General features: G+C 46.5%; 21 protein-coding genes. 14 read left to right on the top strand and 7 right to left on the bottom strand.

Annotated features, from left to right (window positions below; genetic code table 11):
* Positions 1–14 precede the first annotated feature (14 nt).
* The 5 genes from AVZ68_RS16425 (at position 15) to AVZ68_RS16405 (ending at position 6183) form a co-directional block, all read left to right on the top strand.
* A complete protein-coding gene (locus tag AVZ68_RS16425) occupies positions 15–422 on the top strand; it encodes a CoA-binding protein (RefSeq protein WP_059105664.1) in 408 nt (135 codons plus the stop codon).
* A gap of 231 nt (positions 423–653) precedes the next feature.
* Positions 654–2624 carry a DNA topoisomerase IV subunit B gene (gene parE, locus AVZ68_RS16420; RefSeq protein ID WP_059105663.1) on the top strand — a complete coding sequence of 657 codons (1971 nt, stop codon included), beginning with the start codon at positions 654–656 and terminating at the stop codon, positions 2622–2624.
* A gap of 3 nt (positions 2625–2627) precedes the next feature.
* Positions 2628–5066, top strand: coding sequence for a DNA topoisomerase IV subunit A (gene parC / locus AVZ68_RS16415; protein ID WP_059105662.1), 2439 nt, complete (start codon positions 2628–2630; stop codon positions 5064–5066).
* Between the two features lie 130 nt (positions 5067–5196).
* The gene (locus AVZ68_RS16410) at positions 5197–5610 is read left to right on the top strand and encodes a DUF1640 domain-containing protein (RefSeq protein WP_059105661.1); all 414 of its coding nucleotides are present in this window, start codon (positions 5197–5199) and stop codon (positions 5608–5610) included.
* A gap of 384 nt (positions 5611–5994) precedes the next feature.
* Positions 5995–6183, top strand: a complete 189-nt coding sequence (locus tag AVZ68_RS16405) for a helix-turn-helix domain-containing protein (RefSeq protein ID WP_059105660.1) — start codon at positions 5995–5997, stop codon at positions 6181–6183.
* A gap of 231 nt (positions 6184–6414) precedes the next feature.
* Here the strand turns inward: AVZ68_RS16405 and chbG are convergent, their stop codons facing one another.
* Both chbG and AVZ68_RS16395 read right to left on the bottom strand, forming a co-directional pair.
* Positions 6415–7134, bottom strand: a complete 720-nt coding sequence (gene chbG / locus AVZ68_RS16400) for a chitin disaccharide deacetylase (protein ID WP_059105659.1) — start codon at positions 7132–7134, stop codon at positions 6415–6417.
* Positions 7135–7168: 34 nt separating this feature from the next.
* On the bottom strand, positions 7169–7897 hold the full coding sequence (locus AVZ68_RS16395; RefSeq protein ID WP_059105658.1) for a GntR family transcriptional regulator: 729 nt from the start codon (positions 7895–7897) through the stop codon (positions 7169–7171).
* A gap of 202 nt (positions 7898–8099) precedes the next feature.
* Between AVZ68_RS16395 and AVZ68_RS16390 the strand changes: the two genes are divergently transcribed.
* The 7 genes from AVZ68_RS16390 to AVZ68_RS16360 all read left to right on the top strand — a co-directional run bounded on the left by AVZ68_RS16390 (position 8100) and on the right by AVZ68_RS16360 (position 14361).
* Positions 8100–9407, top strand: coding sequence for a 6-phospho-beta-glucosidase (locus AVZ68_RS16390; protein WP_059105657.1), 1308 nt, complete (start codon positions 8100–8102; stop codon positions 9405–9407).
* A gap of 24 nt (positions 9408–9431) precedes the next feature.
* Positions 9432–10724, top strand: coding sequence for a PTS sugar transporter subunit IIC (locus AVZ68_RS16385; protein ID WP_180316723.1), 1293 nt, complete (start codon positions 9432–9434; stop codon positions 10722–10724).
* 35 nt (positions 10725–10759) lie between these two features.
* On the top strand, positions 10760–11080 hold the full coding sequence (locus AVZ68_RS16380; protein WP_059105656.1) for a PTS lactose/cellobiose transporter subunit IIA: 321 nt from the start codon (positions 10760–10762) through the stop codon (positions 11078–11080).
* Entirely contained in the window at positions 11081–11386 is a 306-nt protein-coding gene (locus tag AVZ68_RS16375) for a PTS sugar transporter subunit IIB (protein ID WP_059105655.1), read from the top strand.
* 449 nt (positions 11387–11835) lie between these two features.
* Positions 11836–13296, top strand: coding sequence for a SulP family inorganic anion transporter (locus tag AVZ68_RS16370; protein WP_059105654.1), 1461 nt, complete (start codon positions 11836–11838; stop codon positions 13294–13296).
* Positions 13297–13323: 27 nt separating this feature from the next.
* Positions 13324–13746 (top strand): universal stress protein, encoded by a 423-nt coding sequence (locus AVZ68_RS16365; RefSeq protein WP_059105653.1) that lies wholly within the window; start codon positions 13324–13326, stop codon positions 13744–13746.
* Positions 13747–13878: 132 nt separating this feature from the next.
* A complete protein-coding gene (locus tag AVZ68_RS16360; protein WP_082676719.1) occupies positions 13879–14361 on the top strand; it encodes a TraR/DksA C4-type zinc finger protein in 483 nt (160 codons plus the stop codon).
* Between the two features lie 303 nt (positions 14362–14664).
* On the opposite strand, the gene ytvI is transcribed toward AVZ68_RS16360, so the two are convergent.
* From ytvI to motA, 3 genes are all read right to left on the bottom strand, one after another.
* Positions 14665–15774, bottom strand: coding sequence for a sporulation integral membrane protein YtvI (gene ytvI / locus AVZ68_RS16350; protein WP_082676717.1), 1110 nt, complete (start codon positions 15772–15774; stop codon positions 14665–14667).
* Positions 15775–15935: 161 nt separating this feature from the next.
* Entirely contained in the window at positions 15936–16706 is a 771-nt protein-coding gene (locus AVZ68_RS16345; RefSeq protein ID WP_059105651.1) for an OmpA family protein, read from the bottom strand.
* Positions 16693–17490 (bottom strand): flagellar motor stator protein MotA, encoded by a 798-nt coding sequence (motA, locus tag AVZ68_RS16340; RefSeq protein WP_059105650.1) that lies wholly within the window; start codon positions 17488–17490, stop codon positions 16693–16695. Before motA ends, AVZ68_RS16345 begins: the two co-directional genes overlap by 14 nt.
* 337 nt (positions 17491–17827) lie before the next feature.
* Here motA and AVZ68_RS16335 point away from each other — a divergent pair, with 337 nt between their 5' ends.
* A complete protein-coding gene (locus AVZ68_RS16335; RefSeq protein WP_059105649.1) occupies positions 17828–18694 on the top strand; it encodes a YitT family protein in 867 nt (288 codons plus the stop codon).
* Positions 18695–18799: 105 nt separating this feature from the next.
* On the top strand, positions 18800–19357 hold the full coding sequence (locus AVZ68_RS16330; RefSeq protein ID WP_059105648.1) for a Uma2 family endonuclease: 558 nt from the start codon (positions 18800–18802) through the stop codon (positions 19355–19357).
* A gap of 1078 nt (positions 19358–20435) precedes the next feature.
* On the opposite strand, the gene AVZ68_RS19960 is transcribed toward AVZ68_RS16330, so the two are convergent.
* Both AVZ68_RS19960 and AVZ68_RS20770 read right to left on the bottom strand, forming a co-directional pair.
* Positions 20436–20879 carry an LAGLIDADG family homing endonuclease gene (locus AVZ68_RS19960; RefSeq protein ID WP_245628161.1) on the bottom strand — a complete coding sequence of 148 codons (444 nt, stop codon included), beginning with the start codon at positions 20877–20879 and terminating at the stop codon, positions 20436–20438.
* Positions 20879–21091: a helix-turn-helix domain-containing protein gene (locus AVZ68_RS20770; RefSeq protein WP_059105646.1), complete on the bottom strand. Its 213-nt coding sequence runs from the start codon at positions 21089–21091 to the stop codon at positions 20879–20881. Before AVZ68_RS20770 ends, AVZ68_RS19960 begins: the two co-directional genes overlap by 1 nt.
* Between the last annotated feature and the right edge of the window lie 113 nt (positions 21092–21204).

The raw sequence follows: 21204 nt of genomic DNA, 5'->3' as shown, positions 1-21204 counted from the left end.
AGGAGGAATTAGTGATGCAAAACCCAACAGACACAGAAATTAAAGACATTTTGCTAAACAGTAAGCGTATTGCCGTGGTCGGTCTATCTAATAATCCAAACCGCACCTCTTACACCGTTTCGGAAGCCATGCAAAATGCCGGCTACACCATCATTCCCGTCAATCCAAACGCGGATAAAGTGCTCGGGGAAAAGGCGGTGGCTCGTCTGCAGGACATTGAAGGCCACGTGGACATTGTGAATGTCTTTCGTCGCAGTGAGTTCTTGCCAGAGGTTGCCAAAGATGCGGTTGAGATTGGCACCGATGTGTTCTGGGCGCAGCTCGGAGTGGCAAACGCTGAAGCCTATGACTACTTGCAAGAGCAGCAGGTAACAACGGTGATGGATCGCTGTATTAAAGTGGAGCATACGAAAGTGACGTAAGCGAGAGGACCTGTCTAGCACAGGTCTTTTCTTATTACGGAATGTCCCCCACTCTCCGTCTGTAAGGAAATTTGCAACTTCAATTCCGCTCATGATAAGGTCTATTTAGAAAAAACAGTTGCATCAAGGAAATCCTTGGTTACAATAGAGAAGACTGCAAAAGCCATGATTATAGAACGAATGTTCGTTATTGTGATACACTATGGAGGAGTTATAGGGAAGGGGTACGGCATGAGTAAACAGTCTTTTGATTATAATGATGATGCGATTCAGGTACTGGAGGGCCTGGAAGCGGTTCGAAAACGGCCGGGCATGTACATCGGTTCCACAGACGTGCGCGGGCTGCATCATCTTGTCTATGAAATTGTCGATAACGCCGTGGATGAAGCGCTTGGTGGCCACGGCGCGCATATCAAAGTGATGCTTCATTCGGACCAGAGCGTCTCCGTTCACGATGAGGGACGGGGGATGCCTGTGGGGATGCATCGTTCCGGAAAGCCAACCCCGGAGGTGATCTTTACCGTGCTTCACGCTGGCGGGAAATTTGGCCAGGGGGGATACGCGACAAGCGGTGGTTTGCACGGCGTAGGCGCCTCCGTGGTGAATGCGCTCTCCGAATGGCTGGTAGTAGACATTAAGCGTGATGGGAACCGGTATACACAGCGTTTTGAAAATGGTGGGGTGCCAACGACAACGCTTGAGAAAAACGGGAAGGCGCGGCAGTCCGGAACAACCGTGCGTTTTAAACCCGACCCCACGATTTTTGGTCAGGCTTCCTTTAACAACGAGATTCTCGCGGAACGTTTAAGAGAAGCAGCCTTTCTTTTGAAGGGTGTGACGATTGAACTTAAAGATGAACGCAAAGGCAAAGAGATGCAGGAGGTCTATAAATTTGATACCGGTCTTGAGGCATTTGTCGATTATTTGAATGAAGAGAAGGAGACGCTCCATCCAGTCATTTCGTTTAATGGAAATGCCTACGATATCGAAATGGATATGGCGTTTCAGTTCCACGACGCCTATACGGAAAACATTCTCTCGTTTGTGAACAATGTCCGTACCCGAGATGGAGGAACACACGAACTGGGCGCAAAGGCAGCGATGACTCGTCTGGTCAATGAGCATGCTAGGAAGCTCGGAATGCTAAAGGAAAAAGACAAAAACCTGGACGGTTCTGACATCCGCGAAGGGTTCACAGCCGTTGTTTCCGTACGCGTGCCCGAAGCAAAGCTACAGTTTGAAGGCCAGACCAAAAGCAAGCTAGGCACACCAGAGGCACGCTCCGCGGTCGATTCGATTGTCTCCGAAAAACTCTCGTACTTTCTTGAAGAAAACCCCGACATTGCAACGAAACTCCTCAAAAAAGCGATCAAAGCGCAACAAGCCCGCGAAGCCGCGCGCAAAGCCCGTGAGGACGCCCGCAATGGCAAGAAGAACAAGCGAAGAGACGTGCTCCTTAGCGGCAAACTTACCCCTGCCCAGTCACGCAATCCTGAGCGCAATGAATTGTACTTAGTTGAGGGAGATTCGGCCGGAGGGTCGGCGAAGCAAGGGCGCGACCGAAAGTTTCAGGCCGTTCTTCCTTTGCGAGGAAAGGTGATCAATACGGAGAAAGCGAAGCTGGATGACATCATGAAGAACGAGGAGATCCGTACGATCATCCATACGATTGGCGCAGGTGTTGGTCCCGACTTTGAGATTGAGGACTGCAACTACGATAAGATCGTCATCATGACGGATGCGGATACGGACGGGGCTCACATCCAGGTGCTGCTGCTGACGTTTTTTTACCGGTACATGCGAAGCCTGTTTGATGAAGGGAAGATTTTCATTGCGTTGCCGCCGCTTTACAAGGTAAGTAAAGGAAGCGGGAAGAAGGAAGTCGCCCGCTATGCTTGGGATGAGGGTGAGCTGCAAACGGCGCTGAAGAATGTCGGACGCGCTTCCGCCGTTCAGCGTTACAAAGGCCTTGGTGAAATGAACGCCACGCAGCTCTGGGAAACGACCATGGACCCGGAAACACGTACATTGGTCCGCGTACGCCTGGAGGATGCAGCGAGAGCGGAAAAGCATGTCACAACGCTGATGGGCGATAAAGTAGAGCCGCGCCGCAAATGGATTGAGTCCCATGTCGCCTTCGGACTTGAGGAAGAAACGAACATTTTAGAAAACGAAAACCTGCACGTTGGGGAGGGGAAATAGAGCATGGGAAAGTCAGAGCGCTATCTCGATCTTCCTTTAGAGGATGTGATTGGGGACCGGTTTGGTCGCTACAGCAAATACATTATTCAAGAACGGGCGTTGCCGGATGCGAGAGACGGGCTGAAACCTGTGCAACGCCGAATCCTGTACGCGATGTACAAGGAAGGCAATACATCCGACAAACCGTACCGTAAAGCCGCCAAAACCGTCGGGAACGTCATCGGGAACTATCACCCCCACGGCGATTCCTCCGTCTATGAAGCGATGGTTCGTATGAGCCAGGACTGGAAGGTGCGTCAACTGCTCATCGACATGCACGGAAATAACGGTTCCATTGACGCGGACCCGCCAGCGGCGATGCGTTACACGGAGTCGCGTCTCTCCGCGATTAGCCAAGAGCTCTTGCGTGATATTAACAAAGGCACCGTTGATTTTATTCCAAACTTTGATGATTCCGATGAAGAACCGGTGGTTTTACCAGCAATGTTTCCGAACCTGCTGGTCAATGGTTCCACAGGCATTTCGTCCGGGTACGCCACCGATATCCCGCCGCATCATTTAAGCGAAATCATTGATGGTGTCATTATGCTGATGGAAAAGCCGAAGACCACGCTTGATGAACTGCTTCAAGTCGTCACGGGTCCAGATTTTCCAACCGGCGGCATTGTGCAAGGACTGGAAGGCATTCGCCAGGCGTACAAAACCGGAAAAGGGAAAGTCGTCGTGCGCTCGAAAACGGTGGTGGAAGACGTTCGCGGCGGTCGCCAGCAAATCATTATTACAGAAATTCCCTATGAAGTCGTGAAGGCAAATCTCGTCAAAAAAATGGATGAGATTCGCTTCGATAAGAAAGTCGATGGGATTGCCGAAGTCCGGGATGACACCGATCGTACAGGACTTCGGATTGTCGTTGAATTAAAAAAAGAAGCGGATGCTGGTGCGATTCTTCATTATTTGTTTAAAAACACCGATCTTCAAGTGACCTATCATTTCAATATGGTCGCCATCCATAATAAAACGCCAACACAGATGGGGCTGCACCCATTGATGAAGGCATACATTGATCATCAGAAAGAAGTCTTCACACGTCGCTCTCGGTTTGAGCTAACGAAAGCCCTTGACCGCCAGCATATCGTGGAAGGGCTGATTAAGGCGGTCTCCATTCTGGATGATGTGATTCGCGTCATTCGCGCCTCCAAAGACAAAAAGGATGCGAAGGACAATATACAATCTGAATTTGCCTTCACAGAGCCTCAAGCGGAAGCGATTGTCAACTTGCAGCTATACCGGTTAACAAACACGGACATCACGACTCTGCAAAAAGAAGCGGAGGAGCTGGCGAAGCGGATTGCCGAGCTGGAAGAAATCCTTGCAAGCGAGAAAAAGCTCATTCGCGTTATAAAAAAAGAGCTGCTTCACATCAAGAAGACGTTTGCTAGCCCGCGTCGCACAGAAATTAAAGCAGAAATCGAAGAACTCAAAATCAACATGGAGGTCCTCGTCGCTGCAGAAGACGTCCGGATCAGCGTCACAAAAGCCGGTTATGTGAAGCGGACGAGCCTCCGTTCTTACACGGCTTCCAGCAAAGACCCGACAGGCATGAAGGAAGGCGACCACCTTCTCCTCAGCGAGGAACACAACACGACAGACACCCTCCTTTTGTTCACGAAGCGAGGCAGCTTTCTGTATGTGCCTGTTCATCAATTGCCGGATATTCGTTGGAAGGACGACGGTCAGCACATTGCCAACTTGGTGCCGCTAGACCGGGAGGATGAAATCATTCATGCGATGGTCGTACGGACGTTCAACGAGGAAGAGTCGTTCCTTTTTATTACAAAGAACGGGATGGCCAAGCGCTCTTCCTTGTCGCTCTATCAGGCTCAGCGTCACTCCAAGCCACTGATGGCGCTTAAGCTTAAAGGAGATGATGAAGTCGTAGCGGTGCTTCAAACAAACGGCCACCGAGAGCTGTTTGTGGCAACTGCTTATGGCCATGGCCTCTGGTTTTCGGAAGAGGATGTTTCGCTTGTCGGTCAGCGGGCGGCTGGTGTGAAAGGAATTAATTTAAAGGACGGCGATTCCGTGATTGATGCCGAGGCATTCGGCATCGACGATAATGTCGAGTTTGTGATTGTGACCCATCGTGGGGCGGTGAAACGGATGACGATCACTGAGTTTGAGAAATCGACACGAGCCAAACGCGGCCTTGTGATGCTAAGGGAGCTGAAAAGCAATCCGCATTGCCTTGTCGCCTGTAAACGAATCGTAGATGCTGACGAGCGAATCGCACTGGAGACGGCAAATGGCGGGATTGTGGAAGTGAAGCCAAAAGACTATCGTCGTTCGGATCGCTATTCCAATGGCTCTTATGCCGTCGATACACAGACCACTGGAGAAGTGCAGGATGTCTGGCGGATGATATCGACAGCGCCTGAAGCTTGAGTTACGAACTAAATGAAGTAAAAGCTTCTTGACTTAGAACGAGTGTTTGGTATAATGGTAAAAACAACAAAGCGTAGATCAACTTGGAGTACTGCGTTCACGTATAGTGGAACGAAAAGGGGCGAACGGTATGAGTGTAACCAAAGAGGAACTTGTTCAGGCTCTGGCGGAATTTCAAGAAGCGATCAGTAAAGAGTTACGCGAAGAGATGTCAGGAATGAAGGTGGAACTTCGAGAAGAGATGTCTGAAATGAAGACAGAACTCCAAGAAGAGATGACCGGAATGAAAGTAGAACTTCGCGAAGAGATGTTTGAAATGAAGACAGATCTTCAAGGAGAGATGCAGTCGTTTCGAACGGAAGTGACTGATCGGTTTGACAAAATGGAGAGGAAACAGGATGGTGTGAGGGAGTTTGTTGTACAAATGGCCGAGGATCTATCGACGATTAAGGGAAGCATCGACCAACACGAAAGTGACATCGTTGCTCTCTATAAGCGATCCTTTGCACTGAAAGAAAAAATAGGAACTAGCCTAGAACCCTAAGATTCGCACCTGTCTTTTAAAGACAGGTGTTTCGTTTGTCTAGCTCCGGCGGGTAGAAGCTCGGGATTTTTCGCCCTGGCAAGCGTTAGCCAAGGCCGGGATTTCTTATGTCAGGTCTCCAAAATCCGCGATTCTGGGCAACCCGCCTCCGCTTTTCGGATTGCATGCAGGATGATGTGGTTGAAGCGAGGGGGAGCGCTCATGACCATTCAAACATCGTACATAAAAGGCGTCTGTGTCTACTCTCTTTCTCAGGCTTCATTATAATGAGTACCTCTCTTTTATAATCATTTACAATTGAGGGATGGATTTCGCAGGTTGGTCGCATTTCGCAGCCAAATCAAGTATCATAGAAGAGAGATAGAAGAGTTGGAGGCTAGAGCTATGAGTCAAGAACCGGAAATCATGACCGTTTCCCAAGTAGCGGAATATTTGCAGCTAAGTGAAATGACGACCTATAAGCTTGTGCAGGATGGCAAAATCCCAGCCTTCAAGATTGGACGCCACTGGAGAGTGAAGCGGGAGGATCTTGGGGAATTCATTGAGCGCCTGAAAAACGGGGAGCGGTTATAAGCACATACCTCTGTGAGACAGAGGTTTTTTGGGTGGTTTTCACACATTTAAATGTCTATGGGAATTACGGCGGCCAGGTTTTTGGTGAGCCACCAATGGAAAATATGTGGTTATCCATTGCCTTCGTTGCTGCACATGTGGTCACTTTTCTTGTAATTGCCCATCTGGTTTTCAAAAAAAGAGATGTTTTTTAATTAGGAAAGAACCCTCTGCGAGAGGGTTCTTTTTAGTTTATGAGCGGGGTTTTTGGGCTTTACAACCTTCAGGGATCGTTACTTTCGTCAGAACTTCTCCTTCCTCTAGTCTTTCCATTGTATACGAAGATAGCTTGAGCAGAGATGCGTCCACATACGCCGGATGGCACATCACTTCAATGGAGTCACTACCTATGTGCGTTTGCAAGACTCTTTCCACAATGTCTGTATTTACGCCTGTTTGATAAAAGGAATCATCAAACGATTCTGTTATAAATGAGACCCCAGTCGGTGGTTGTTCAAAATAATTGCGCCAAGGAAGCTGGTAATTATTCGAAAGCTCCTCTACAACCGGAAGCAAATGGCTCCAGCTGTGAATGTGGTGATGGCTATCTAGATGTGTAGGTTGCAGCCCATAGTCCAGAAACGTCTCAATCTGTGCGGTCCATTCTTTCGCTACTTCTTCCACATTCACTCGCTCTTCGTCTCGTTGCTCCGCTATTTTGTAAAAGTATCCGTTATCATCGATAAGGGAAGGGACATCCTTTAGAATCGGTTTTCCGACCGTAAGTGCCAGGTGTACGCCCACACCAAGGGAGGAATGGGTCTTCGCAAGTGAAACGGCATGGGGTGTACCAGGCATGTTGACAAGCATCGTTGTTGAAGTGACCACTCCATGGAGGTAACTGTCGAGAATTCCGTAGTTCACTGCATTTGATAAACCAAAATCGTCTGCATTGAAAATAATGGTAGGCATAAGATACATGTCTCCTCTTCTTATTGGTAATGACCTATGTGTATAAACGTTCAATACTAAAGCTTGCACGATCCCCGTGGAAATACGTTTGTGAATACTCAGCCACCGTTCCACTTTCTAAGTAGGCCGTCGTTTCAAGGTAAAAGCAGGGCGCGTTTTCTTCCGTCTGTAGCATGATGCTTACATGTTCATCGGTATAAGAAAGTTGAAGGTGTTCTTCTGTCCGAGCGATGTTCAGACCAAAATTATCTCGTAAGGCACCGTAAAGAGAAATTTCGCACTGTTCTTGTGTCAGACCCGGGGCTAGTCCCCAGGGGACATAAGCCATTTCGTACTGAAGCGGATGGCCGTCTGCATAGCGGATGCGAACAAGCCTTTGGATCGGGGCGTTCGTTTCACATGACAGGGTTGAGGCTAGCATGTCGTCTGCGGGAATGACATCAAGGGAAACGACGTGAATCTCTGGCTGCTTGCCTTGAAGCGTTACCTGCTCATTAAAAGAACTAACCGTTTGCGAAAGCGATGTTTTAACTTTCGGTTCACTTACAAAGGTGCCTCTTCCCTGACGTCTGTAGACATACCCTTCCTGACTGAGCTGTTGCAACGCTGTGCGCACCGTGGTACGGCTCACGTTAAAATTATCACAAAATTCCGCCTCTGTTGGCAATTGCGACTGCACTGGGTAGTCTCCTAAACGGATGCGATCGATAATTTCATTTTTAATCTTGGCATGTAGTGCCGGTTCTTTTTGCGAAGTTTCCATTTCGTGCACTCCCTTTTTCCTTGTCACACAACTTTTCTTAAAGTCATTGTATCATACCTGATTCATTATTACATTTATGTCAGATTATCATACGCATTATTTTTATTTGTAGTTACATTTATATAGACACAGACAATTTGTTATGATAAATTAAAGCTATAAATAGAAAGTAATCGCTTACAGAGAGTAGGAGGGACTCACGTTGTCACTAAAAGTAGTTATTATAGGCGGCGGTTCTAGTTACACCCCAGAGATTATTGAAGGTCTCATGGCAAGACATCCGCAGTTCCCGGTGGAGGAAATTGCACTTGTCGATATTGAAGCGGGAGAAGCTAAGCTTCGGATCATCGAGGGCTTAGCTAAGCGGATGATTGCCAAGTCGGGGTTGCCGATTTCGCTGACAGCAACACTCGACCGGCGCGACGCCTTGAAAGGAGCAACCTACGTTACGACACAAATCCGAGTCGGGGGGCTAGATGCAAGAGAAAAAGATGAACGAATTCCTTTGTCCCACGGTGTACTCGGGCAGGAAACCAATGGTCCAGGAGGTGTGTTCAAGGCATTTCGAACCATTCCGGTGTTGCTTGAAATCGCTGAAGACATTTCGGAAATTTGTCCGGACGCGTGGTTGATTAATTTTACCAATCCGGCCGGTATGGTGACAGAAGCTTTGTTAAAACATAGCAAGCACCAAAAAGTTATTGGCGTTTGCAACATCCCGTTTAATATGCGGACAGGAATCTCAGAGGTGCTTCATTGTCAGGTAGAGGATGTTGAGATTGAGTTTATCGGCTTGAACCACTTTGTTTTTGGGCGACGCGTGTATGTGAGAGGGGAGGAGCGAACGGCGGAAGTGCTTGAGAATCTTATGAGTGATTCCACGAGCTACTCGCCAGCCAATATTGTCTCTACAGGTTGGTCGAAAGCCTTCTTGCAATCGTTGAGATTGCTGCCAAGCCCGTACCACCAGTACTATTTCAAAGCCCAAGAAATGCTTGAAAAGAGCCTGGAAGAGTATGCATCGGGCGGCACTCGTGCAGAAGTCGTCAAGCAAGTAGAAAAAGATTTATTTGAAAAGTACAAGATGGAAACGCTTGAGGAAAAGCCAGAGGAGCTCGAAAAAAGAGGCGGCGCCTTTTATAGCGATGCTGCCTGCAACATCATGAACAGCATGCATAACAACCTCGGGGATATTCAAACGGTGAATGTGCAAAACAACGGCGCAATCGTCGACCTTCCACCGGAAGCAGTCATTGAAGTGAACGCGCGCATGACCAGAACCGGTCCCAAGGCTATGGTGGTTGGCAAACTGCCTCTTCCGGTTAAAGGAGCCATTCAGCAGATGAAGGGGTTTGAGGAGCTTGTGATTGAAGCGGCGGTGAGCGGAGACAAAGCAGTCGCGTACCAAGCGCTTGTGATGAATCCGCTTGTAAGCAATGAAGAAGTGGCGAGTGTAATTTTGGAAGAAATGCTTGAAGCGCATCGTACGTATTTACCGCAGTTTCGTTGACATTTATTTTGGGGGGATGAGTTGATGAACGGAATCATGTCTTGGATGGAGAAGCATTTTATTCCGATTGCTGGACGCATTGGTGCACAGCGCCATTTAGTGGCGATTAGGGATGGGTTTGTGGCAATCATGCCGCTCATTATTATAGGGGCCTTCGCGACGCTTATTAATAATTTACCGTTACCGACTATCGAAACATGGCAAGAAAATGTTGGACGGTTCCTCGGCGAAAACTGGACGATGTTTGGCGGAAATATCTGGGACGCGACGTTTGCAATTATGGGGCTTCTAGTAACAGCAACTATTGCCTATCACTTAGCCAATTCGTACGATGTAGATGGCATGTCCGCGGCGGTGTTATCACTTGCGACTCTCATTATGTTTACGCCTCTGACCGAAGACTGGGGCATTTCCATGGCCTGGGTCGGGGCTCAGGGTTTGTTTGTGGCTTTGATTAACGCGATGGTTGTAACGGAGCTTTTCCGCTTGCTTGTAAAATCTAAATTTACGATTAAAATGCCTGCCGGGGTGCCTGAAGGGGTAGTCAAGTCCTTTCAAGCGCTCGTTCCAATGGGTGTGATTCTGATGCTATTCTCGTTGATTCAAATGGGGATGGTTCTTGCCTTTGAATCAAGTGTGCATGAGCAAGTGTTTACCTTGATTCAACAACCATTAACAGGACTCTCAGACTCTTTACCGGCTGCGCTTTTGATTGTTTTTATTCAACACTTGCTATGGTTTTTTGGGCTCCATGGAACCAACATCATTGGACCTATTACTGATTCGATTTATTTGCCTTTGCTAGAGCAAAATATCTCACAATTTAGTGCCGGAGTAAGTGCCTATGACGTGCCACATATCGTAACGAAAGCCATGCTTGATGCCTACGTATACATGGGCGGAGCGGGCGTGACGCTCGGGTTAATTATTGCCATTTTTATAGTAGCGAAGACATCTCATTATAGAACGATAGGAAAGCTTGGCGGTGCTGGTGGCGCGTTTAACATCAATGAACCGGTGCTATTCGGTTTGCCGATCGTCTTGAACCCAGTCATGCTCATTCCATTTCTTTTGATACCGATCATCCTGACGCTAACGTCCTATTTTGCTATTTTGATAGGATTTGTGCCAAAAACAGTGGCGTTGCTTCCTTGGACCATGCCTCCTTTCATTAGCGGCTGGCTTGTCTCAGGAGGATCCTTTGCTGGCGTTGTTCTACAAATTTTTAACTTAGGACTAGCGGTCTTGATGTATATTCCTTTCCTGAGAGCAGCCGAGCGGGCTCAGCAAAAGGTTGAAAACAACGAAGCTCCATAACGTTTGATATAGTTAAGTAGAAGGAGTGAGAAAGCATGAATCAGACACTAGAGGAAATTTCCTTTCAAATGATTTTGCATGCAGGCAATGCGAGGTCTTCAGCAATGGAGGCCATTCAATCAGCGAAGACAGGAGATTTTGAAGCCGCAAACAAAAAGATACGTGATGCCGACAAGGAATTCACCCAGTCACATCGTTTTCAAACAGAGCTTCTGACAAAAGAAGCCAAGGGCGAAGTACAATCACCGTCCATTCTGCTTATTCACGCACAAGACCATTTGATGACGGCAATGAGCGTGAAGGAAATGGCACAGGAAATGATCGAATTGTATCAACGATTAGAGGAGGAGAAGTAAATGAATATTTTACTCGTTTGTTCGGCAGGGATGTCTACAAGTATGCTCGTATCGAAAATGAGAGAAGCGGCGGAAGCTAAAGGAGTCTCATGCACCATTAATGCTGTATCTGCCTCTCAACTAGGCGAGCATCTTGAAAAAACAAAAGTGATCCTTATCGGTCCACAGGTGCGGTATATGCAGGCGCAGATTACAAAGCAGGCGGAGCCGCACGGGATCAAAGTCGATGTGATCAATCAAATGGACTATGGCATGATGAAGGGCGATAAAGTGCTTGAGCAAGCTCTGACTCTTGCCGGCAAATAAAACGATGGGCCTCCTTCAGGTGAAGGGGGTCTTTTAACGTTTGCTGGAAGTCCTTTTCCTCATCTCACGAAAGCTTCTACTTCTTTTACCCACTGCTATACTTAATTTCAAATGATTTAAAAGAGATACTTGCACTCTTTGGCATTTCGTTATAATCTGTTATAGTCCATGATAAACAAGTTTAATCGAAAAGAGATAAATCCTAATAAACCAAGACATTATGACGGACGGTTGCTCAAGTGGCAGAATATCTACAGTTAAGTGGGCGACATACAGATTGGTTCAAACGGGGGACCTGCCTGCGTTTAAAATTGGGAATAAAAGAAGATCTGAACGTCTATATAGAAAAATTGAAGAGGGGAGCCCGTTTGTAAAGGTCAGTGACTTTTGTGAGAGTCGAAAGTCATGACACTTAATCTATGTAGAGAAAGAAGGAGATGGGGAGACATATGAATGGAACTTCGTTAAAGGAGCAGTGGTTTGGAAATGTGCGGGGAGACGTGCTGGCCGGTATTGTCGTGGCCCTTGCGTTGATCCCGGAAGCAATTGCATTTTCCATTATTGCTGGTGTGGATCCGATGGTCGGGCTGTACGCATCGTTTTGTATTGCGGTAGTCATTGCCTTTGTTGGTGGTCGTCCGGGGATGATTTCGGCAGCGACCGGAGCTATGGCTTTGCTCATGATTAATTTAGTCGCTGACCACGGACTCGAATATTTGTTAGCAGCAACGATTTTGACAGGGATTCTACAAATCTTGTTTGGCGTTTTTAAGTTAGCGAGATTTATGAAATTCGTCCCATGGTCCGTCATGGTTGGGTTTGTGAATGCTTTAGCGATTTTAATTTTCACGGCGCAGCTTCAGCATTTTGTTGGGGAGACGTGGATCATGTATGCGTTGGTTGGATTGACGCTCGCGATCATTTATGGTTTCCCACGTGTAACCAAGGCGATTCCCTCGACACTTGTGGCAATCATTGTGGTCACGGCGATTGTGTTGACAATGAATATTGGCGTGCGCAATGTTGGAGACATGGGGACGTTGAGCCAGTCTTTGCCTATGTTTGCTTTGCCAAACATTCCGATCAGCCTTGAAACGCTGATGATTATTTTCCCGTATTCGTTGGCTCTGGCTATCGTTGGAATTCTCGAATCCCTCTTAACGGCCAACATTGTGGATGACATGACCGATACCGACAGCAACAAGAACCAGGAGAGTCGAGGGCAAGGGATTGCCAATATCGTCGCTGGATGCTTTGGTGGAATGGCTGGCTGTGCGATGATTGGTCAATCGGTGATTAATGTGAAATCAGGAGGGAGCGGTCGCTTATCGGCTCTAGTCGCAGGTGTATTCTTGATGTTCTTGATTCTTGTGCTCGGTGGCGTCGTTGTTCAGATTCCCATGGCTGCCCTCGCTGGGGTCATGATTATGGTTTCCATTAGCACATTCGACTGGAGTTCCATCAAAACCATTCACCGCGTGCCTAGGAGTGATGCAACCGTGATGGTTGTGACGGTCGCAACCGTTGTTATTACGCATAACCTTGCTTATGGTGTCCTGGCAGGTGTGCTTCTTAGCATGATTTTTTTTGCGGCGAAAATATCGAAGGTGGAAGTGCATTCCCGGTACGATGGGAAGCGTAATAAACGCTACTACTACGTCGAAGGTCAATTGTTCTTTGCCTCCGTGACCGACTTTCTGGCGCAAATTGATTGGACGGAACACGTCCAAGAAGTCGAGATTGACTTGACGCATTCACATCTCTGGGATGATTCAGCCATAGGCGCATTGGATAAAATCGAGGCGAAATTTGAGCAAAATCAGGTGCGGGTCCGTTTCAAAGGGTTGAACAGTAAGAGTTCCCAGCTGCTTCAAGAAATTGGCGGTTTGTCGAATGGTTCTGGTCATTAAAAACGACTCTGAAAGGAGGAACGACCCATGTTTCAAAAGATCTTACTAGCAACAGATGGTTCCGAGCACGCCAAGCGCGCCTTAGAAAAAGCGGTCGAAATGGTCGGTCCTTATCGACACCAAGTGCATATCGATCTTGTGTATTGTATCGACGGAGAGACATCCAAAGGGGACATCCTAAAGTACGGAGATGTGGGTGTGGCTGATCTCAAAAGAAAGGAAATGCTTGCAGACAACAGCGAGTTTTTAACTACGAAAGGCGTTCAAGCAGATTCCATCTTTCTACATGGTGAACCAGCAAAAGCCATTTTAAAGCACTTAAAGGCGCATTCATATGACTGTGTGGTCGTTGGAAGTCGTGGTCGGAACGAACTGCAGACCCTCATTCTCGGAAGTGTGAGCCACAAACTTGCAAAATACGTGGACATCCCTCTGCTTATCGTAAAATAAGATAGTTAACTCCTTAAAGAACAGAGCGAGCAGGCTCTGTTCTTTTCTGTATTCAGGGGGGAGCAATCTTTTGGGCGTTTGTTAAGGAGAGAAATCGGGAACGATAGAGTATAGGAACGAAGGAGGGGTAGCATGGCATTAACGCAAAGCCAGTTGAACCAATTAAAAGAAGAACTGACAACAATGAAAAGAGAGCTTGAAGATAAAACCTCCAATGTCTCTGGGGAATTAAGCGAGTCGCGAGGGGATATCGCTAGGGGCACCGACAGCCACATCGCAGAAACCGCTTCTCAGTACGAGGATCGTGTGAAGGAACAAACGATTGACGCGGCAGACGAGGAGCGGCTTCAAGAAATTGAGGAGGCCTTGCAGCGCATGAAAGACGGAGCGTATGGCACCTGTGTAGACACAGGGGAAGCCATTTCCTTTGAGCGACTAGAAGCCCTTCCGTATGCCAAACGAACAGCCGAAGCTCAGCAAAAAGTCGATGAACGTAACCCAAACAATGAGACAAGAGATTCGGCTGTGGGTCTCAATCATGCAGGACTTGAAAAAGAGACGGTTACGACAAGAGAGTTAGAGCGTGAGCAAGACGCCGATGAGCATTCCAAATAGAAAAGCAGAGTCTCCCAAGTCCTGGCTAGTCAAACCGCCACGTCCTGCGGCCATAGCCAGAAAAAAATCGAGTCCTCCAACGGGCTCGATTTTTTGTCTAGCTCTGGCGGGTAGGAGCTTCGAGTTTTTCGTCCTGACAACGAAATCCAAATTCGGGATTTCTTTTGTCAGGCCTCCAAAATTCTCGCTCCTGACCAACCCGCCTCTGCTTTTCGGTTTGTCTAGCTCCGGCGGGTAGGAGCTTCGAGATTTTTTGTCCTTCCAACATTCGCGCTTCTGTTCGACCCGCCTGCGCTTTTCGGTTCACGTAGGTCGCTCATCCTGAAAGCCTTCTTTGATAAAGCTGAAGATAGTCTTGAAAAAGCCAATATCACCCAAGATGACGATCAGAACGAGGAGAAGGGGGCCAATGAACAAGCCAACGGCCCCGAAAGCTTGCAGACCAGCAAAAAGCGAAATCAGTACGGCGACTGGATTTAAATTCATATTGCTGGAGAGAATTTTAGGTTCCAGCAATTGACGTACGATGAGGATAATCGCATAAAGAATAGCAATGCCAAGCCCGCCAGAGATGTCGCCAGTGATGAACAAGTAGATGAACCAGGGAATAAGAATCGTGCCGGTGCCAAGGTAAGGGAGAAGTTCGGCGATGCCAACGACAATCGCTAACATCCAGGCATGTTCGATGCCAAGGATAAGAAGACCAATGAAGACAATAACCGCTGTTACCAACATTAAAATCAGCTGAGCCCTTACAAAGCCAAGGAAACGAAATTGAAGAGCATGAATAAACTCACGCGCTTTTCTTCGTAAACTCCCTGGCACGTTTCGCTCATAGACATCTTCATAAAAGGACCAGCTCTTGCCCATAAAGTAAATGCTCAAGATAATAAAGAAAAAGGCGACGAGAAAGCTTGGTACACCGATTACCCAATCAAAAGCGGTTTGTCCGAAGTTCCCCAATCCGTCGGCCACACGTGAACCGAGCTGAGCAAAAAGGTCATGCTGCTCAGTGTCGAGGTTGTCAAAAAGTCCAAGAACTTGTTGCCAGTGAGGCAAAATGGTGTTGTTAAAGAAAATTTGGATACGTGCAGTGCCTTCTTCAATCCATTGCGGCGCTTGCTCAAAAAATTCGCGCAAGCTGTAATAGACGAGGAAGACAAGGCCGGTGACAATGCCGCTAATCACAAGAATGCCGCCAAGCAGTCCAAACAAACTAGCAAACCCAGAGTTAAAGCGTAGTCGATGTTGGAGGAAGCGAACGACTGGTTGAAGCATCCAGGCAAATAAGGCGGCTAGCCAAAAGGGATATGTAAGTGAGAAAATACGCGCAAAAAGCCAAACACTAGCGGCAATAATTGCGACAATAATGGCCATGCGCAGCACCATCCAGGCAAAGTGTCGAGTCACCATTTCGCCTCCTTTCCACAAGGGTATTGTTTGCGTTCGCGATATGCTTCAAGCTTAATTGTAGAACTGGGGCGGACGCCTGTCAAATTAGTGCAGTAAAGTGGAGGCGTATTGATACCCGCCGCAGCTAGACAAAAAACCGGCACAACGGCCGGTTTTTTGTATCATCTTAAGCCCGCTAGTTGATCCGCTTCTCTCTCAAGAGGAAGAACGAGAACCTCGACGCGCCGGTTCTGCTGACGCCCCTCAACGGTTTCATTGCTTGCAATAGGCTGATATTCTCCGTACCCTGCGTAGCTCAACTGCTCGGGTGTCAAAACACCTTTACTTAAGAAAATCTCCAACACGCTCCATGCGCGTTCAATGCTTAACTCCCAGTTTGAATCGAACGGAGCTCCCGCAATTGGAACGTCATCCGTATGACCAGAAATTTGCATATGGCGGGGAGGGTTGGTGGAAAGCATGTCAGAAAGCTCTAGAATTAAATCCTCCGCATTTGGTTTGAGTGCCGCACTGCCTGGAGAAAAAAGAATTCCGTCATTAATGGTGACGAGTAGACCCGAAGCCCCGAGCTCGGTCTGTAACCGGTCGGCTAGCTGTCGCTCTTCAATATACCCATCCAGCTGATGTTGAAGCTCTCTAAGGTCTATCTGTTTCGGAGAGTCATCTTCTGCCTCTATACTTCCATCCGTATGTGTGGGCTGCTCTTCATATGTCAACGTATTTTGGTTGTCGAGGATTCCCTGTCCACCGAGTGTCTCTGAAAGCACGACGCGAAGTTCATCGTACTTGGCTTGATCGACCTGGCCTATGGCAAAGAGGACGATGAAAAGAGCAACGAGAAGGGTCAGCATATCAGCATAGGGCAATAACCACGACTCGTCGACATGGGGCTCCTCGGTGCCTTTCCGCCTCGTTTGATCATTGCGTGGCATGCGCAGTATCCGCCCTTTCTACGAATTCTTTTTGTTTTTTCTCCTCCATATAGACGGATAAGTGTTCTTCCACCGCGCGAGGGGAACTTCCATTAATAATGGAAATCGTCCCTTCGATAATGATGTGATTTCGGAGCACCTCCACTTTGGATTTGCGTCGCAGCTTGTTGGCAAACGGATGCCAAAGCACGTACCCAAAGAAAATCCCAAGAAGTGTCGCCACAAAAGCAGCGGCAATGGATTCCCCAAGAGCAGCAACGTCATCCAAATTTCCGAGTGCGGCAATCAGACCAAGCACCGCACCAAGAACCCCGAGACTGGGCGAATACGTACCTGCTTGAGTGAAAATGGAGGCTCCTGTCGCATGACGATCCTGCATGGCATCAATTCGTTCATACAGTGTGTGGCGAATGAATTCAGGTTCTTGCCCATCGATCATCATTCGCACGGCTTGCCGAAAAAAGGGGTCTTCGATCTCATCAATTTTTCCTTCAAGCGCAAGCATCCCCTCTCGTCTTGAGATGGACGCATAGTCAACAAAGCTTTCGAGAATTTCTTCAAAAGAAGGCTCTTTTTTTTCCGAAAGGAGGATTTTAAAGAGCTTTGGAATTTGTTTTATATCCTTAAAGGGAAAAGCGATGAGTAGCGAGGCGATCGTCCCCCCAACGATAATGAGAATGGCTGCGGGATTGAGGAGAACCTCTATGCTTGATCCCTTAAGAAAAATCCCAAAAACGACGGTTGAAACTCCTAGTATGATACCGATAAATGATGTCTTATCCATATGAGTAACTCCTTTTCCATGCGAAGCAAAGTAGTGTCCTTACTCTATAGTTCGGATCATTTCAGGTAGTTTTCAAGCAAAAAGCGAGAAATTCTTCGATTAGTTGGAGGAACGTTCCTTTGTACTTCCAATAACTAGGACGAAAGGTAGAGATTTCGAGAAACAAGCGCAAACTGAATTCCAGAGCTACCTGTTGACCTGAGGTAGGTTTCTGTTGAAGAGGTTCAGAAGGGCAAGGGTAAAGCAGACTTCTTGTCTTTAGGATAAAGGTGCATAGTTTCGTTGCTGTTGGACAGACTAATGAAGATGCAAGGAAGTAAAGAGGGAGGAGAAGGAAATGAGTCATTCCAGAAGAACAACCTTTTCGCTTATCTATCGCTATGTATTGGTCATTGTAGGAGCAGTCATTGCTGCGGCTTCGATCGAGCTTTTTTTGTTGCCTAATAATATCATTGACGGTGGAATCATTGGCATTTCACTAATCTTAAACTCACTCACCAACCTGAATTTTGGAATCCTTGTCTTCATACTGAATATACCGTTCTTGTTTTTCGGGTTCAAATACATAGGCAAACGATTCTTATTCTTTTCTCTGACAGGGATCGTGGCACTTGCGCTAGCAGAAGCGGTCTTGCATCAAGTAGAATTGGAAGCACTGACGCACATTTCGTTGCTTGCGACCATTTTCGGTGGATTGATGCTTGGTGTTGGCGTGGGCATTGTCATCCGCTACGGCGGCGCTTTGGATGGGACAGAAATAATGGGCTTGCTGCTAATGAAGAAGCTGCCATTTACAGTGGGGGAGTGTGTGCTCGTTTTTAATATCTTTGTCTTTGCTTGGGCGTCCTTTGTCTACGGAATTGATAAAGCGATGTACTCGGTCTTAACGTATTATGTCGCTGCCAAGACGATTGATGCGGTGGTGGAAGGAATGGACGGAACCAAAGCTGTCATGGTGGTATCCGGTTCCTACGAAGAGATGACAAAAGCAATTACTTCGAAACTAGGGCGCGGGGTAACGAGATTGAAGGCAGAAGGTGGGTATCGTGGCGATCAGAAGGATGTGCTTTACGTGGTCGTTACTAGACTGGAAGTGATGCCGCTTAAGAACATTATTTATGAAGTCGACCGCAACGCCTTTTTTACAATTATGGATACGCATGAATCGAAAGGCTCAAGCTTTAAATCGGTTCATGATCATTGAACTCTTCATCTAATTTGGTGAGGGGTTAATTTTTTTAGGAGGGTGGGGTTTGTCATGGTATAATAACCATGTACAGTTTGCAATGAGACGGGGAGGCGTAAGGATATGAGTATCCCAGAAGGTCGACAAGACTCTTGGAAAGAATTCCTGGCATTACGAAGCAACTATCCAAACAAACGATTGGAATACATTGATGGGAAAATTATTAATATGGCTCCTTCGCCAAGTACGGAACATCAACTCATCTCCATGAAGTTGTCTGCTGATTTGTATCAACACTTGCGCTCGTCAGACGACTGCCACGTAATTGCCGCACCGTATGATATTCATTTAAGCGACGATGAGGAACAAGACGTGCATGTCATTATTCCTGATATTAGTGTGGTTTGTGAGAAAGAAAAATTCAAAAAAACGCATTATCACGGGGTGCCGTTGCTCATTGTTGAAATTGTGAGCCTATCTAATCAAAGCAATGACCTCGTTCGTAAGTTAAACCTTTATGAACGATACGGGGTGAAGGAATACTGGATTGTCAATCCAATCAATCAAAACGATGAAAAAACATACGAACAAATTGCGGCTACTACCAGTGAAAACGTTTATTCATCGCTTGTTGAAGGATTTGTCATTGATGCTTCTACGATTTTTGATGAGGTCATGTGAAACAGGAATAATTTAGAGGGTAAACTTTTTTAGGGTTTAAAGGAGAACAGCTACTACTTTTCTTAGATATACGCTATAATTTTATTATACTGAATATTGTAAGGATTATGAGTCTCCGTAGTGGACAAACAGCGAGTTGTGGATGTCTCCGAAATGAGAGGGCCAGCAAATCAAATTTTTTCGACATCGCTGGCAAGACGTTTGGAATACTCACTGCGATAAGTGTAGCAGGAAAATATAAGAATAGTTATGTTTGGCTATGCCAATGCGAATGTGGGAATACAAAGGAAATTATTGTAAGCGCTTTAACTTCTGGTAACACCCGATCCTGTGGTTGTCTAAGAAATCGACCTTGTCGGTTATACGGTGATCAGGCGATCGTACAAAATGACCCTCATAATTCGAGAAGAATTACGATCATCGACGAACGTTATGGTCGAATGGTAGTGATAAGAGAAGTTGAACAAAAAGGATATGAGCGCTTCTTTTTATGTCGGTGTGATTGTGGCAATGAAAAAGTCGTCAGAATGCACTCACTTCGAACTGGAGCAACCAAGTCCTGCGGCTGCTTAAAGAAGGGAATAACCACAGAACCAAACCAAAACGTAGCCACCGACGGTTTGTCCATGCGACATACGCGATCCTGCCGTTGCCACAAAAAAAAGGGGGGTGAAGGACACAGTACCGGTGTAAAAGGCGTATCAAAGGTCAAAAAGCATGGGCGATATATTGCGTATATCACGATAAACTATAAACGGAAGCATCTTGGTAGCTTTACGACACTTGAGGAAAGCTGTGGAAGCGCGGACGGCAGCTGAAGAGCATTTTTTTAAATCATTTAAGGAATGAATAGTTTTATACACAACATTTTCCCAACCGTGACACTGGCTGGGGAATTTTTTATGGTTGGCTTATTTGTTTTCCAATCTCTTGTCTCACTACCTAAAGTAATCTTTACTAATGAGACAAATTTCGTTAAAATTTTATTGAATCCTGTAATTAGTATTATGTCTACTGTTTTTAAAAAGTGTAAAATAAGTGTGAAATAAAGGTGTTTATTGGAGTTATCATTCCCCCACTACGTAAAAGCGTCAAATTTTCGTTTTAGATAATAGTTTTTATCTTTATATATCCACTGCGCGAACTCTTTCACAGAATTGACTCCACTAACGTAGACTCGATAATAAGTATCAGTGACAACAATTCTTGTGTTTAATCCCTGATCCTTAAATACATTCAAAAGCGATTGCATAAATGGTTCAGAACCGCCGACGAAACAAACCAAATAACCAGATTTGTAAATATGCCCATCCCCATCAAAATACCCACGCACAAAATGCGACAGATGTTCCTCTGGCACATGCGGAAACTGAAGCGTCTTTGACTTATTCGGCGTGATCCCGTGAAGAGTAATCAAGTCTTCCTTCATAACCCTGCTATGAATATTCAAGAGGTACAGTTCAGTTGGTTTTTGTTTACATAATATTCTGTGTGTCGAACCAAGCTCTTTACGTATCTGCACTAAGATTTCTTTTTCCTTTTGTGCAAAGCTAAAACAACGTATCTTCTCTTCCAGTTTCCGTGAGGTCTGCGTTCCACCTTATTCAAAGCTAAATATTTGTTGATGGTTCTCGGTGTTACATTAGCCAGTCGTGCAATCTCCGTAGTGCTCTTGCCATCCAAATAAAGCTGAACAATCTCTTCAATTGCGAGCAAACATTTGACTTCGGGCATATGAAAGCGCCTCCTTTTAGCTAGTGTATCAAACATTTGTTTTGTCATCAACTAAAATCTGTTGTTATTAACTCAACTTTCGCAGGCCGAAATAGACAGGTATATCCTAATAT

The organism is Shouchella shacheensis, assembly GCF_001484965.1.
Lineage (GTDB): Bacteria > Bacillota > Bacilli > Bacillales > Bacillaceae_D > Shouchella > Shouchella shacheensis.
The sequence above is the reverse complement of the archived record's forward strand: the minus strand, read 5'-3'. Positions and strand labels throughout refer to the sequence as shown.